Here is a 15,054-nt window from a genome sequence, read left to right on the forward strand (position 1 = left end):
GACAATTGTACAATACTGGCAAGTGAACTCGTACTTGAGCGCTCAACCGAGGAGTCCGCTATGAAAAGCCGTCCGCACCACCTTATCGGCGTCATGCTGCTGGTCCTTGGCCTGTTGTTGCCAGTGTCGTTGGTTCTGGGGCAGGGGGGGGATGAGACTGCCAGTGTGATTTCCCGCGCCCCCCTGCACGCTGGCCCGTCTGCGCCATCGGAGACCATTGCGATGCTCCCACGTGGTACCCTGCTCTTTGTCAAGGGTATGGACGAGAGTCTGAAGTGGGTTGAGGGGGAAACGACCGATGGACTCACAGGATGGGTACATGTTGATCATCTGCGCCTGAACGGGCCATATATTCCGCCAGCGGATGGCTTCACCGGCACGGCTATTGATGGCAGGCCCGATGACTGGGATCGTTTCCTGAGGCCGTATACTGATGAAACTGGGGACAGTGCAGGCGCTGTTGACATCACTGCAGTGCGCTCCTTCCTGAACGATCAGTATCTCTACGTGCTGGTTGAAGTTCAGGGAGACCCGGCCGATGTGGACCTGCTGCTGCTGGATATTGTGACCAACAACCAGGGGGTGTATAGCACGTATCAATACGCCCTGCCCAGGCTGCGCGCAGGCACCGTGTTTGTGATCAGTCCGGATGCGGCTCAGGCGCGCGCCGCTGCCGGTGTAGTCACTGCCCGTGATATTGCTCTCGAACTGCGGATGCCTCTGACTCTGCTGGATAACCCACCGGCACTCAACCTTGTTGCCGTGCGCATCGAGGAAGGGGAAACAGTCACTGACGAACTGGCAGCGGTAATGCCGGCTGTCGTTACGGTAGAAACAGAACCGCCACTCAATGGCGCGATCGCCAACTTCCGGGTGAACTTTCGCGCAGCGCCACGGGATGGGCGGGTGATCACCGTGCTGGACCCGGGCACGATGTTCAGCCTCAGGGGGCGCACTGCTGATGGTGAATGGCTGCTGGTGCGGCGAGAGGACGCCTCCCAAGGCTGGGTGGCGGCCCAGTATGTTCAGACCGAGCTGGATATCAACGCTTTGCCGGTTGTGGAGTAGGCGCTGTAGATTCAGTCTGCGGGCCGGGCGAATAACCCGGCCTGTTTTGTTGGGAAGGCATCGGAAGGGTTTCAGATTCATCTTGCCCGACGATCAGCCACCGATTGTCTTACACTCTGACCAGTAGCCTGCTCAACTGGCCTATACTGGGGTCAGTCTGTTCTTGTGCGGAGGCAGGAGACAGGTATGCGGCGTGATCCCAGGCGAGTATGGCGCGGATGGACAGGGCTAGCGCTGGTGTGCACGCTCCTGCCCGCTATGACGCTGGTTACTGTCTGTTACGGCTGGTGGTCGCCAATGTCGATAGTGGCTGCCCAGTCGCCCACGCAAACGCCGGCGGAGACTTTCACGCCGTCGAGCGAAGTGCCCGTGACGGCTATTCCGCCAGCAATGCCGCTGGTCAATGCTGCCAGAGACGATGACGCATTGAATATCTTACTCCTTGGCAGCGATACCACGAATCCTGTCAATGCTGGCCGCACTGATGCCATCATGGTCGCTTCGATCAACCGGACGCATGGGACGGTGAGCTTGCTTTCCATCCCGCGTGATCTGTTTGTCTACATTCCCGGTTGGACGATGCAGCGCATCAACACCGCCTTTGGCTACGGAGAGCAGATCGCATCCAGCTATGGCTACACGCTCCTCAAAGAGACGCTGCGCTACAACCTGGGTTTGAGGATCGATCATTACGCGCGGGTGGACTTCAACGATTTTCAAACCATCATCGATGCGCTGGGTGGAGTGGAGATCACGGTAGATTGTGCGCTGCAGGACTGGATACTCAAAGCTCCTGATCTCGACCCGCAGAACGAGGAGAACTGGGAGTTACTGACTCTGCCCGTTGGCGTGCATGTGCTGGATGGTCGCACGGCGCTATGGTACGCCCGCAGCCGAAGAACCAGCAGTGACTTCGACCGCGGTCGGCGGCAGCAGGACCTCGTCAGGGCGATTGGGTTGCGATTGCGCCAGTTGGGCCTTTTGGAACAGGTCAGCGTGCTGTGGGGGCAGGTGACAGACATTGTGGAGACCGATCTACAGGTGCAGGATGTGTTGGAACTTATCCCGGTAGCTCTGACGCTGGATTCTGATCGCATCGCGCAGTACGTGTTTGTACCGCATGTCCATGTTGAGTCGTGGCTGACACCTTCCGGCGCGGCTGTGCAATTACCGATTGGCGAGGCGGTGGAGGCGCTGATGCGCCAATTTCTGCAGCCGCCAACGGCGAACCGGCTGGTGCGAAGCGGCCCTCGTGTTGAGATCGTCAATGCTACCGGTTATGCGGGAATGGATCGTGTTGCTGCCGACTTGCTGGCCTGGGAGGGGTTCCATGCCATAGCTGCTGGCGCAGAAAACCGTTACGCGGCACAAACCACAGTCTATGATTTCACGGGGCGGATCAAGGGCGGCATCCTTGATGAATTGCTGGTTGCGCTGCATTTGCCATCTGCGCCGGTCGTGGTGTCTCCCGATCCGGGCCGAACGACGGACTACCGGATCATCCTGGGCGGGGATTACCGGACCTGCCACCACAATGTCATGCCGCCGGTGCCTACGCCGACTTCGGCCCCTGATAGCGCAAGCGCACCGTAACGCGCCTATGCTTCATCCGTGTCCAGGCGTACCGGCGACACTCTGCCAGCGGTTAGTTCAGATACCTCGGCAGCCAGCGCAGGGAGGTCGTCTACAGGAAGGCGGGCAAACAGGGTCACCGCAGCGCCAAAACTCTGCTCCTGGACTTCGGCGTTATAGCGGGTCAGCAGACGCTGTATCTGTTCGAAGAATGTATAGGGGAATTCCAGCCCGATGGTGGCTTTAGGGATGCGACGTTCACGGGGCAGGGCAGCCAGCGCCTCGCGGGCGGCATTGCCGTAGGCGCGTACTAGCCCGCCCGTACCCAGCTTAGTGCCGCCAAAGTAGCGGGTCACCACAATCACCACATCGCCGAGGTCGGCACCACGCAAAACGGCCAGGACGGGCGGCCCGGCGGTGCCGCTTGGCTCACCGTCGTCGGTCATGCCTTCGATGACGCTACTTCCGTAGCCGATCTTGAACGCATAGACATGGTGAGTGGCGTCCGGCATTTCTGCACGTACGGCAGCGATGAAGGCTTTAGCTTCCTCTACCGAACGGGCAGGGCCAACTGTGGCAATGAAGCGTGAATTAACCACTCGATTCTCGATCCGGATCGTCTCAGCTGGTACCTCGTAACCACTCTGGCTCATATTAGAAGAACCCTGTTACACTAACAGGCTGGTGAGATCGGCGCGACGGTGGAAACGGCGATAACTATCGGATTCAGCCGACAGAAACTGGAAGGCTTCTCTGGCCTCAAGCGCATCGTATTGTGTTTTAGATGTGGGATGAGGTTGGTCGATGGTCACGCCTTCATCACTTTCCGAGAGGCCGATGACGTTTTCAGCGGCCAGCAGGCGCAGCCCCCAGAGGATGGCTTCACGCGTCAGGCCGATTGCCCCGGCCATTCTATCCAGATCGGCATGGCCTGCCAGATGCGAAAGGGTATAGCGGCAAAGGCCAAGCAATTCGCGCAGACGGCGGTTCAGATCAGCGGGCGGCAAAGGAACCCAGCCGATATACAGGCGCCGGGCCTGTGTCGTCTCCAGCGCAGCGTTCAAGACGCTCTGTGCCGGTGGCGCTGTGTAGATGAGGAGAGCTTCTGCCGGGCGCAGTTCATGGCGGCGTCGACCACGAGTCTTTGCAGTGTGTTCCCCTTCTGCCCAGATCAGGCCGTCCGGTTCCTTTTCAGCAAATGCACGTAGCAGATCTTCAGCAGGCATCTGTCTCCAGTCTTCGACTGTCCAGGCTGAGACGGGCGGTGCGGCAACCGCGACTGGCACACGTTCGCGCAGGTGGACAAGGGTCAGAGCAACCTGGCGGCGGCCCTGGTAGATATCCCATCCAATATTGAATGCAATATCGACCTGCCCGCTTGGAGCGTGGTGCTCCGCGCCGCGCCACCAGATGATCTGGCAGGAGGCGCCAGCGCTATCGGTGACGGTCAGCTTGCGGTGCAGTTGCTCCAGGCCAATGGTCTGATACCTGCTGATAGTGAGGTCAGTTGCCATCAACGTGACCGGCGGATTGCCCTGGCCAAAAGGCGCCAGCCGCTCCAACTCCTCCGCCAGATTTTCGGTGATCTCTGACAGGGTTACGGTGGCATCGATGGTCAGGGTAGGGGTGGGGCGGATTGGCGCCTGCTCTTCCAATGTGCGCGACAGCCGCCGCCGGAACTGATCAATCCGGTCAACTGGTAGACTCAGGCCCGCGGCGCCGGGATGACCGCCGTAGGCGGAAAGCAACTCAGCCTGAGCCGCAATCGCTGCGCCAATATCGTAGCCGGGAGCAGAGCGCGCCGAACCGCGGGCAATGCCCCCGCCCGGTTCTGAAGTCAGAAGAATGCAGGGGCGACCGTAGCGCCCGGCCAGTTCACCGGCGACAATCCCCAGCAGTCCCGCATGCCAGCCGGGCTGATATAACACCAGGGCCGGAAAATCCAGCAAGCCAGGGTCATTGCTAATCAGGTCTTGAGCGGCAGCTGTGATTGCCCGCTGGTCGTGCTGCCGTTTTCTGTTCAACCCTTCCAGGTTTGCTGCGATTACCCTGGCCTGCGTGTTGTCGCGGGTGGTCAGCAGTTCAACGGCCTGTGCAGCATCGTACAGCCGCCCGGCAGCATTGAGTCGAGGGGCAAGCTGAAAGCCGATTCCTTCTGCCGTCACATTCGCCAGATCGATCCGGGCAACATCTGCCAGAGCGCGCAGACCTTTGCGCTCTGTGCTCCTCAGGCGTTCCAATCCCATCTGCAGCAGGTAGCGTGTGTCGCGCCATTGTTCGGCCACATCAGCCACAATGCCCAGCGCCACAAGATCGAGAAGGCATTCCAGTTCACTAACATCACGACCCAGGTGCGTGAATAGCCCTTCGACCAGCTTGTAGGCGACACCAACACCCGGCAGCGTGGTTAGCGGATGGCCGGCGGGCAGGCGTTTCGGGTTTAGCGCGGGGGCTGGCGGCAGAATGCCGTCGGGGGGCAGATCATGGTGATCGGTGATGACGACTTTCACACCCTGCTCAAGCGCGCAGACGATAGCATCGTGTGCGGTGATCCCGGTGTCACAGGTGAGCAGTAGCGCCGGGCGGCGCTCAGCCAATAGCGCTGTGAGCCGTTCCGTCTGGATGCCATGCGACTCGGTAAGGCGATGGGGAATGTAGAAACTGACCGGCGCTCCCAGCACTGTGAGCGCATCCAGTAACAGGGCGGTAGCAGTTTGCCCATCGACGTCAAAGTCGCCCCAGATCAGGATGGGTTGGCGAGCCATAACGGTCGTGGCTAGGACTTCCACAGCCTGGGCCATGTCAGGCAGGTCATCCGGTGGGGCAGGGTGGTAGCGGGTCGCATCAAGAAACGCTACGGCCTCAGCGGGCGTGGTTATGCCGCGCCGGGCGAGAATCTGGGCAACCAGCGGATGGCCACCGATGACGCTGTGAAGTGTTTCGGCGGCGGTGACCGGCTCCTGCAGTTTCCACTGAAGATCAGCCATCTGGTTGAACATGCGTTGCCTCAGTAGGCGATCTCATCTACGTCTTCAAGACGGAGCGATTCCCAGTCTGGCTCAACATCGCCCAGATCGATCACGCGCTCATCGGTCTCGCGTCCGGCTGCGACGCCACGTCCGCATAGCGATCGGTAGACGCAGAAACTGCACAATCGTTCATCGGTGGTCATTTCCCAGGCGCCTGAGGTAAGGCGATCTTCCGCCTCTCTCAGCAAGCTTTCCAGGTAAACTCGCGTCTGGTCATGCTGGGCCTGATCATAATGGAATACATGTGGCTGATCCGGGAAGTTGGCGAACCAGTAGACCATGCTCACCCGCGCTGGTTCCACCGGGCTGCCAAAGAAGCGCCCGGCAGCCTCAACCGTAACAAACGGATAGACCCGCGTCTGCAAGCGTTGAGCCATCGCCTCGCGGGAAGGGCGGAACCGGCCGGTCTTCCAGTCGACAATGACCAGCCGGCGTCCGGGGTCAACCGCCAGCAGGTCGATAACACAGACCAGACGCTGACCTCCCAGCGCTGTCGCCAGCCGTACTTCTGGAAGGACAACTTCCTGAGGCAGGTTGAGCGGCGGTTCCCGAAGAAAAGCATTCCACCATGTGCGCAACTGATCCACAGAAAGACCTGTCTCAATGGCTTCTACCGGCACACCGGTATAGTAGCGTTCCAGTAGCCGGTGAAACTGCCTGCCGCGCTGGTTGTAGACTTCGCGCTCCAGGGCTGGCTCAACTTCGACAGCGGGCCAGGGTTGAGCATTCACGTATTGCAGCTCAAACCGGCGAGGACAATCGACCAGATCCTGCAGCACACCCTGGCTGAACTCGAAGCCTTCGGGCAGCGTGGCTGCGCTGTGATCCTTGTGCATAGTCGCCATCAGGCATCCTCCAGATATTCCTTGAGCGCCACAAGGGCCAGAGCCGGGCGATTGACCTTGTCGCCGCCCTGGTTCCAGTAGCGGCCCACATTCCAGGTGATCATCAGGTGGCGGCGGGCGCGTGTGATGCCCACGTACAGCAGGCGGAGACGTTCGGCAGCGTAATCCAGACGTGCCTGGGCGGTGGCTTCGCCCTCATGATAGGGTTTGTTCAGGCGTAGCGCGTCAAGCTGGGCCAGGATTTCCGCCTCAAGGTTAAGTTGGTCGCGCAGATACCAGCGCTCAGCCAGGTAATTGTCATAGGGCTGTGCAGCCGGGAAACCGTAGTTGCTGACGCCCATCAGGTACACCCGATCCCATTCCAGCCCCTTGGCCGCGTGCATCGTAGCAACGGTCACTTTGCCCTTCTGAGGCTCGTACCCCTTTTCTACATCATCGAAGCCGATGAATTTGCGCTCGTTCGCGCTGATCTGTTGCAGCTCAGTGGCAAACTCCGGCAGGCGGAAGGCCGGGTTGCTCAAGGTCATCTCCCGTAGCACTACGGCGATCTTGTATCCGAGTGCAATGTCCGAGGGTTCGGTGAAACAGTCTTGGGTGATTGTCAGGACTAACTGATCAATCGGTAGTGTGGTCGCCTCCAGCCACAGGCGTACCTGGCTGCGAAACGCTTCCAGATCGACGCGAATATCCGGTTCCTGGGCGATGGCTCCTACATCATCAAGCCAGTCTAGCCCGGCGAGCGGCCACAGGAAACGCTCTGGCTCGCGGCACCCGGTCAGCGCCCGGACGGCAATGTCTGTCTGACGGTCGTCAAGAGGAAGCCTGTGCGGCCCCTGCCGCCAGACTTCCTGATATAGAGCGGCGAGCATGCGGGCATTGAGGGGAGCACCCAGGTAGTTCAGGACATGGTAAAGGATTGTCGCTGCCTGGCGGGTCGCTGAAGTACTGCGTAGCAGCTCTTCATAGTCGATCTCTTGCGCTTTCAGCAGTTCGGCCAGTTTATAGGCATGGCTGTTTTCCGGCGCCAGAACGGCCACGGTGTAGTCTTTGCCGCTGCCCTGCCGGAGAAATCGCTCCACATTGGCGGCAACCAGCTTAAGCTCGTATTCCGGGCTGATGTTCTCATCGGGCTGGTAGTGGATGTAGATGCTGCGGTTGTCATCGGGTGGATTCGGCGCCGGATCATCCGCCGGCGCCGGCTGGATGTACTGTTCGAGGAAGGCCATCTGGCGGAGTACCGGCACGGGATGGGAGCGGGTTGTCCACGCCACCAGCGCATTGGCCAGGTCAATGATCGCCTGTGTCGAACGTCCCGAGGTCTGCAAGGGCATATCCTGAACCTCACGCTGGCTGAGAAATTCCCGCAGAAAACGCGGATCAGCCGTGGTGAACGTGGTATTGATGGCCTGGTTGGGATCGCCGACGCGCACCCAGTTGCGCTCGTCGCTGAGCAACCGCAGCATGTCTTCCTGCAGCTTACTGCTATCCTGAGCTTCGTCTTCCAGGATGTACGGCCAGCGGGCGCGCAGGCGGATCAGATAATCTTTGTCGCGCTCTAGCGCGTCAATAGCCAGGCGAACCAGATCGTCAAAGTCAACTCCACCCCGATAGGTGAGGCTGCGCTGGTAGTCTTCGTAAACAGCCAGACCAAAGCGCACCAGCGGCAATTCTGCAGCGCGCGGCTCTAGCAACTGGCGAATCTGCGCCGGATCCAGCCGGTAGTTTTTGGCCTGCTTGACAAAACGCTGACCCAGATCAATGGCCAGTTGCGATAGTTCATTGCGCCCCATCTGGCGAAGCCGCTGTTCGTTCGCTACGATCTCCGCACTGAGATAAGGCCTGAGTACCGGCAGGTATTCGCTGAGGAGTCCCCTGGCAATATCCTCAAGGATGCGGGCGGTTACACGTTCGTCGATGATCTGAAAATCCTCAGAAAGCCCCACCAGCGCCGGGCGTTCCCGCACAATGTCGTGGGCCAAGCCGTGAAGTGTGCGCACACGGTAGCCGATATAGGGCAATAACCCGCGTTCGCGTTGCAGGATATCGGCAATGCGGTTGCGAAAGTGGTTGACCGCTGTGTTGGTGAAGGTCACGATCAGTACTTCGCGACGGTTGACTCCTTCAGTCAGTCCGCGGGATGTCAGATCCTCTACCAGGCGTGCGGCGAGATGGGACAAGGTGAACGTCTTGCCGCTGCCGGGAACGGCTTTTATGCCCATCTTCCCGCCGCGGTAGCCGTGAACAATGGCATGTTGCTCCGGGCGAAGCCGTACACTGGCTGCCATCAGCTCCGTCCCTCCTGCTCACCATAGCGCTGAAGAATCTGCTGGAATACATAGAGCATGGGACCTCGTTGCTCATAGCCCTGTTCGTTCAGGTCAGCAGTGCCCAGGTAGATACGACGGCGGCAACGCCGGAGCAAACCGACCATCAGGCGGTAGAGCATACGGCGCTGGGCGTCAATCTCGTCTTCTTCAGACCAGAAGCGCCCGGGAGGATAGCCGCGCATCAGCACGTAGGGATGGGTGAGGGGTTGTTCCAGGCGTTTCCACCACGATTCGCTACCCACATCAACCCAGAACTGATAATCAACCACCCGATTGCGCATCAGGAATGTATAGGCGGGGGCAACAAATACCGCTTCTGCCTTTTCCTCGCGTTGATCCGGCATGTACAGCGCAGCCAGAACTCCCTCATTCACCAGTTGGACATATTCTTGTCCGACACTGGCCCAGTTCGGCTTGCCATGGTCATAGGGATAAAGCACCTGTCGGAACTTACGCGCCGACTCGATAAGCTGTGCGGCAATGCGCCCGGCATCAAGATTGGTATGAAAGCCAAAGCCCGGCTGGGAAAGCACTTCCCCGAACAGACGACGCAAGAAGTAATCAAGCGGTTGCGGTTGCTCGGCCAGTTCCTCGCTGACTGTCTGTAGCCAGGTACGCAGCGTCTCATAACGCTGGCCTGCTTGATAGGTGATGCGTTCACGAACGGCGGGCTGAATGACCTCAAAGGAACTGAGAGCGCCACCATGCTGGTGTCGGTATACAATGCTCGTCAGCAATTGCGCCCGAACCGGGTCCAGACCGTCAATGACCTGAGTCAGCATGTCAGCTACATCAACTGGCAGCGGGGCGCTGAATCCCCAGTCTGGGTGTGCCAGCAGAAGAAGGGTTAGCAGAGCGCGGGCAGCCGGCTCATCACGCAGGGCGCGCGAAGGCCGATGCGAAACGGCCGGAATGCCATGGCTCTCCAGGCGGTACTGCAGCGAGAAGCGCAGGGTATCCGGCAGAAATGGCGCCAGGATTGCTATTTCACGCGGTGAGACGCCATCGCGGACGAGATCAGCGATGCGGTCCACTATCCAGTCAAGCATCTGAGGGTAGTAAGTATGGTAGGTAAACTCCAGCGCCGTACGGGGGCTGATCTCTACAGGGGCGCTATCGCCGCCCAGGGCAATGCGAACGGCACGCTCCAGCGAATCAACCTCCGGCGACATTGTGACTGGCTCCTCCAAGCGACGGTGTTCCTCGCACAATTCGCGCAGCCCGGCGGCGCTGGCAGGGTCCGCGCCAAGAAACGATCGAAACCCGCCGTCGGAGTCATAGATCAACCAGGCCGATTGCCAGTGGTCCCACCAGAGGCGGATGAAGTCGTGAACAACGGGGCTTTGTTCCTCGATGTTGTCCGCGATCAGGTGCTGGTAGGAGGCTGCGAAGTAGCGGCGAAACACACGATGCGGTAGCAGATACTGCGTGAAAACTTCCAGTTGCGCTGCGTAATCAAGGAGATTGTGTTGCCGGCAATAGGCTCGATAGGCCTGGCTGATTTCTTCGCTTTTGCGGTAGACCAGCAAGCGGGACGAGTGACGATCTCCCCAGGCGGCGCATAGCCGGTCGGTAACCTGCTCGAACGGAAAGCCAGCTTCCGCCGCCTTGGCCATGTTGTCCAACAACTGAGCGGCGATCCGCGGCGCGGTCAGACTGATCGAGTCGAAGACTCCTTCCGCGATGACTGGGCGGACGAACCGCATCATATAGTACTGGGCGGTCTCCAGGGTCAGGAATACTGGCTCACGGGTCGGATCAAAGCCAGCTGGCTCCGCTACCAGTGGCCAGAAGCGCTCCAGGTTACGGCGGGCAATGCCGCTGAGCGTCACAACCGTGACATCACCCGGAACACGGGCATGGCGGTAGGCCGCCAGTTGATACGGGCGACCCAGCAAACGCTGAGGTACCAGGATCAGCACACTGTCAGGGGAAACACCGCTCTGGAGAAGGCTCTGAAGATGCTGAATGGCGAGCGTAGTCTTGCCCGTCCCAGCTGGCCCTTCCAGAAAGACACGGGATGGTTGTTGCTGCACGCGACTCACTTATCTCCTTTGTCGCCGCCGGCGATCGCCAGTATTACTTTCGCTCAGACGTTCTACTATTGTAGAAGATTGACCGGATTTGCACAACAACAAACAGCGGGCTGTGCTGGCCAGCCCGCTGTCGAAGTCACGTTTGTCCCCGGGTATATCAGTCCACGATGGGGATGTAGAACACCTGGTTGATGAAGATGTAGCGCGGATTGGCGATGATGTCCTGGTTGGCGTACCAGATCTCAATCCACCTGGTACCCCGGCCATATGCCTTGTACGCAAGATCCCACAGGGTGTCTCCTGGCACTACCACATACGGCCGGCCGGGGTTCGGGATGGCCGACGGCCCGGTTGGGGTAGGGGTATTGCTGGGCGTGAGCGTGTTGGTAGGCGTATTGGTCGGCGTGCTTGTGGGCGTAGCCGTGGCCGTTGGTGTGAAGGTGGGTGTATTGGTCGGCGTAGCTGTTGCTGTCGCTGTGGCCGTGTTCGTGGGCGTAGGAGTGTCAGTAGGCGTTGATGTTGGAGTCGCCGTCGGAACGGGAGTATCCGATGGCCGCAGTGTTGGTGTACTGGTAGGCAGCGGCACGGGCGTGCTGGTAATCGGAATTGGAGTAGACGTTGTCGAGAGTGTAGGCTCTGCAGATGGCGTTACTGTATTGGTGGACGCGATAACCATCTCAGTAGGAGGCACAGGCGTAGCGCTGGGCGACGCGGGCGTGCGCGTTGGCGGCACAGGTGTGCGCGTTGGCAATTCAGGTGTGTCACTGGGCTTGACCGGTGTACTGCTCGGCGGAAGCGGCGTATTGCTTGGTGGAAGAGGTGTTGCAGTGGGTCGTGGTGTTCGGGTTGCCTCAACCGCTGTCGCTGTCGGTGGGAGCGGTGTATTGCTGGGTGGAACAGGGGTATTGGTTGCAGGCACAGATGTAGCCGTTGGCACAGGGGTATCTGATGGGATGAGTGGCGTCGCGCTTGGCTCCACCGGGGTTGGCGGCTGCTCCGTGGCAGTTGGCACCATGGCTACCACTGCAGGAGTGACCGTCTGCGTCGGTGGCACAGGCGTCTCCGTGGGCGAGGCAACCGGCGTCGATGTCTCTTCAACCACCGTTGGTTCTGGGGTAGCAGTCTCAGCAGGTGGTTGGGTAGGCATCTCTGTCGATACCTCAGCGGGCGTTTCTGTAGGGACCTCAGGCGGGATGGTCGGCACTTCGGTCTCGCCAAGTAGATCGGAGACAACAGTTGGCGTAGCCTGTGGCAGGACAGGAGGATTGTTAGTGAGAGCGTACACGACGAGGCAGACGGCAGCAAGCACGATGATAAGAGCCAGGATCAGCAGTCCACGGTTGGACTGCCTGTCCTGTTGTGAGGATGAACCCTGGGCCATGGGTTGGTTACCCCCTGTTGGAGCGAGATCAGCAAACGGAAGCATCCGTATAGGAGCAGTACGGCAAGCATAGCATCACACTTCTAAAGATGCAACGCACCTCCGAAAAATGGTAGTGTATCTTTCGCGGTTGAAATAGAAAAAGACGCGAAACGAGGTTAAGGTTTTGTTTGGACCCAAAACGAAACCAAGGATCGCGTCATGACAAGCATAGAAAAGACACTCACAAATTTCAACAGCTTCCTCACGGAGTTACAAGCGGCGTTAGCCGGGGAAGTGCAGCGACGCATCAATGCCCAACTGGAAGACGAGGTCGAGGCGTGGTTACATCGCGGGTATTATGAACGCCGAGCCAAAGTTGGGGCACGGCAAGGGGGAGCACAATGCCTGCGCTGTGGAACCCGCCAGGCGCGGCGGTTTTCGCGTAATGGGCATCGCTACCGGCAACTGGTGACGAGCTTCGGCGTGCTTGATATTGGGGTGCCGCGAGTGATCTGTGCATGTGGCGGCAGTGTGAGGATACCGTTTTCCATGCTGGAACCGGGTCAACGGCTCTGGGGCGATGTGGTGGAACAAATCGGGCGTTGGGCGGACCTGGGGGTGAGTTTGCGCCAAATGCAAGGGGCAATCGGCGCGCAACTGGGAACCCAGGTAGGGCTGCGTAAACTGAATGAGGTTGTTCAACACGTCCATCCCCCACTTGAAACCACCTTAAGCAGTGTGCCACCGGTCATCATGCTGGATGCGATTTGGATGACCCTGCTGGAGCCCACAGGGGCCACCCATACGGATCGTGCTGGACGCCAGCGCGCGACCAAAGCCAAAGAAAAAGTGTGTTTGTTAGTGGCCCTGGGTCTTTATCCCCAGACCGGGCGCTGGGGCATCCTCAGTTGGACGCTGGCCAAGAGTGAAAGTCAAGCCGAGTGGGAACGGTTACTTGTCCCCCTGGAAACACGCGGTCTGTATCGTGAACGAGGGGTAGAATTGTTCATCCATGATGGCGGGGCCGGGTTGATGGCGGCACTCGTCTTGATGTATCCCCATGTCCCTCACCAACGCTGTTTGTTTCACAAACTGCGCAATCTCCGTTCCGCTATTGAAGTCCCAGCCGACCTGACACGGGATGAGGCGCGCGCCTTCAAACAGAATTTGATGCAGCATATCCAGGTCAGTTTGCCGCCTCGTCCCCGCAAGCGATGACACGCCAACGTGATGCGTTTGTTGACCACCGGCACGCCCAACAACCCAACTTAGTCGCGACGTTGTGTCGCGATTGGGCCGCAACGGTCGCCTTCTTTCGCGTGCTGGCGCGTTTCCCTGACTGGCCCCGCCTGTTCTTGCGAACAACCAGCTTGCTTGAGCGCGTCAATCGCATGATCCGCCGCCTTTTTCGGGCCGCTGGCGCTTTTCATTCGCCGACAGGTTTGCTCGCGGCTGCTACACGCGTCCTTGAGCCGCATCGCCTGATTTGAATTTCAACCGCGAAAGATACACTACCTTTGCGGGTTGCTACGCCAAAGGCCACTCGTTACAATAATCACGCAGGCCCCCGTAGCTCAAGGGATAGAGCGACGGCCTTCGGAGCCGTGCGTTGTGGGTTCGAATCCTACCGGGGGCATTCTGTGAGCTGTTCGGCAAGCGCCCTGGTCTACAACAGCCCAGGGCGTTTCAGCACCAGTTCGTCTGTTCCGGAAGCGAAGGATACCCATGATCATTGAGACAGGTTCCAGCAAGCAGCGTGTGCTATCCGGCATTCAGCCATCCGGCAACCTGACCATTGGCAACTACCTTGGAGCGCTCAGCCAATGGGTCAAGGAGCAACACCGCTACGAAAGCTACTTCTGCGTGGTGGATATGCACGCCATCACCGTTCCCCAAGACCCCGCTACACTGCGCGAGAAAACCCGCGAAGTGGCTGCCCTGTACATTGCCTCCGGCATTGACCCGCAGGTGGCAACCATCTTCGTGCAGTCGCATGTCCCTGCCCATGCTGAACTGGCCTGGATTCTGAATTGTTTTACTCCCATTGGCTGGCTTAACCGGATGACCCAGTTCAAGGATAAGGCAGCCAAGCAACAAGCAGATACCGTCAGCGCCGGCTTGTTCAACTATCCTGTCCTGATGGCGGCTGACATCCTGCTGTACCAGGCGCATCAGGTGCCGGTGGGCGACGATCAGCGTCAGCATCTGGAACTCACACGGGATGTAGCCCAGCGTTTCAATTACCTGTACGGCGAAACCTTCGTCGTGCCAGAACCGATGATTCGTGAGACCGGTGCACGCGTGATGGGCCTTGACGATCCCACCAAAAAGATGAGCAAGAGCGAGGTCGACTCACAGTATCACGCTGTCTACCTGCTGGACGACCTTGACTGGGCCAGTAAGAAGATCATGCGCGCCAAGACGGATTCCTACACCGACATCCGCTTCACTAACGACCCGGAACGCGCCGGTGTCAACAACCTGCTTGAAATCTACGCGACAATCACCGGCCAATCCCACGATGCCATTGAAGCGCACTTCGCTGGCAAGGGCTATGGTGTTCTCAAGCGTGAAGTTGCAGAAGTGGTTGTAGAGATGCTGCGCCCCCTCCAGGCGCGCTACCGCGAGATCACCAGCGATCCCGCCTATCTAGATGGTGTGCTGGCTCAGGGGGCGGAGAGAGCCTCGACGGTGGCGGAAAGAACGCTCAAGCTGGTCAAAGAGCGTGTGGGGTTCTTGCCGCCTTATCGGCGCTCATAGTGAAAACGAGGCCTCAACTTCTCTGCGCTCACGAGCCGACTACCCGCTGCAACT

At 59.3% G+C, this 15,054-nt stretch carries 11 protein-coding genes and 1 tRNA gene; 6 read left to right on the top strand and 6 right to left on the bottom strand.

All coding sequences use genetic code 11. The features are described 5' to 3' along the window. Nucleotides 1-60 precede the first annotated feature (60 nt). Nucleotides 61-1,068: an SH3 domain-containing protein gene (locus HPY64_00800; GenBank protein ID NPV65664.1), complete on the top strand. Its 1,008-nt coding sequence runs from the start codon at nucleotides 61-63 to the stop codon at nucleotides 1,066-1,068. A gap of 186 nt (nucleotides 1,069-1,254) precedes the next feature. Next, nucleotides 1,255-2,661, top strand: a complete 1,407-nt coding sequence (locus tag HPY64_00805) for an LCP family protein (protein NPV65665.1) — start codon at nucleotides 1,255-1,257, stop codon at nucleotides 2,659-2,661. Nucleotides 2,662-2,666: 5 nt separating this feature from the next. On the opposite strand, the gene HPY64_00810 is transcribed toward HPY64_00805, so the two are convergent. The 6 genes from HPY64_00810 to HPY64_00835 all read right to left on the bottom strand — a co-directional run bounded on the left by HPY64_00810 (nucleotide 2,667) and on the right by HPY64_00835 (nucleotide 12,258). Further along, nucleotides 2,667-3,293 (bottom strand): YigZ family protein, encoded by a 627-nt coding sequence (locus tag HPY64_00810; protein ID NPV65666.1) that lies wholly within the window; start codon nucleotides 3,291-3,293, stop codon nucleotides 2,667-2,669. Nucleotides 3,294-3,308: 15 nt separating this feature from the next. Next, on the bottom strand, nucleotides 3,309-5,639 hold the full coding sequence (gene recJ / locus HPY64_00815; GenBank protein NPV65667.1) for a single-stranded-DNA-specific exonuclease RecJ: 2,331 nt from the start codon (nucleotides 5,637-5,639) through the stop codon (nucleotides 3,309-3,311). Between the two features lie 8 nt (nucleotides 5,640-5,647). Continuing rightward, a complete protein-coding gene (locus tag HPY64_00820; protein NPV65668.1) occupies nucleotides 5,648-6,514 on the bottom strand; it encodes a PD-(D/E)XK nuclease family protein in 867 nt (288 codons plus the stop codon). Continuing rightward, nucleotides 6,514-8,799 (bottom strand): ATP-dependent helicase, encoded by a 2,286-nt coding sequence (locus tag HPY64_00825; protein ID NPV65669.1) that lies wholly within the window; start codon nucleotides 8,797-8,799, stop codon nucleotides 6,514-6,516. The genes HPY64_00820 and HPY64_00825 overlap by 1 nt, the downstream gene beginning before the upstream one ends. Beyond that, a complete protein-coding gene (locus HPY64_00830) occupies nucleotides 8,799-10,877 on the bottom strand; it encodes a hypothetical protein (protein ID NPV65670.1) in 2,079 nt (692 codons plus the stop codon). The genes HPY64_00825 and HPY64_00830 overlap by 1 nt, the downstream gene beginning before the upstream one ends. A gap of 157 nt (nucleotides 10,878-11,034) precedes the next feature. After that, a complete protein-coding gene (locus tag HPY64_00835; GenBank protein ID NPV65671.1) occupies nucleotides 11,035-12,258 on the bottom strand; it encodes a LysM peptidoglycan-binding domain-containing protein in 1,224 nt (407 codons plus the stop codon). Between the two features lie 201 nt (nucleotides 12,259-12,459). Here HPY64_00835 and HPY64_00840 point away from each other — a divergent pair, with 201 nt between their 5' ends. From HPY64_00840 to trpS, 4 genes are all read left to right on the top strand, one after another. Beyond that, a complete protein-coding gene (locus HPY64_00840; protein ID NPV65672.1) occupies nucleotides 12,460-13,458 on the top strand; it encodes a hypothetical protein in 999 nt (332 codons plus the stop codon). Beyond that, nucleotides 13,455-13,730 carry a hypothetical protein gene (locus tag HPY64_00845; GenBank protein NPV65673.1) on the top strand — a complete coding sequence of 92 codons (276 nt, stop codon included), beginning with the start codon at nucleotides 13,455-13,457 and terminating at the stop codon, nucleotides 13,728-13,730. Before HPY64_00840 ends, HPY64_00845 begins: the two co-directional genes overlap by 4 nt. Nucleotides 13,731-13,803: 73 nt before the next feature. Further along, a tRNA-Arg gene (locus tag HPY64_00850) sits at nucleotides 13,804-13,876 on the top strand. An 89-nt stretch (nucleotides 13,877-13,965) separates the two neighbouring features. After that, nucleotides 13,966-15,000, top strand: a complete 1,035-nt coding sequence (gene trpS, locus HPY64_00855) for a tryptophan--tRNA ligase (protein ID NPV65674.1) — start codon at nucleotides 13,966-13,968, stop codon at nucleotides 14,998-15,000. Nucleotides 15,001-15,054: the final 54 nt, after the last annotated feature.

This window comes from Anaerolineae bacterium (assembly GCA_013178165.1).
Classification (GTDB): Bacteria; Chloroflexota; Anaerolineae; order Aggregatilineales; family Ch27; genus Ch27.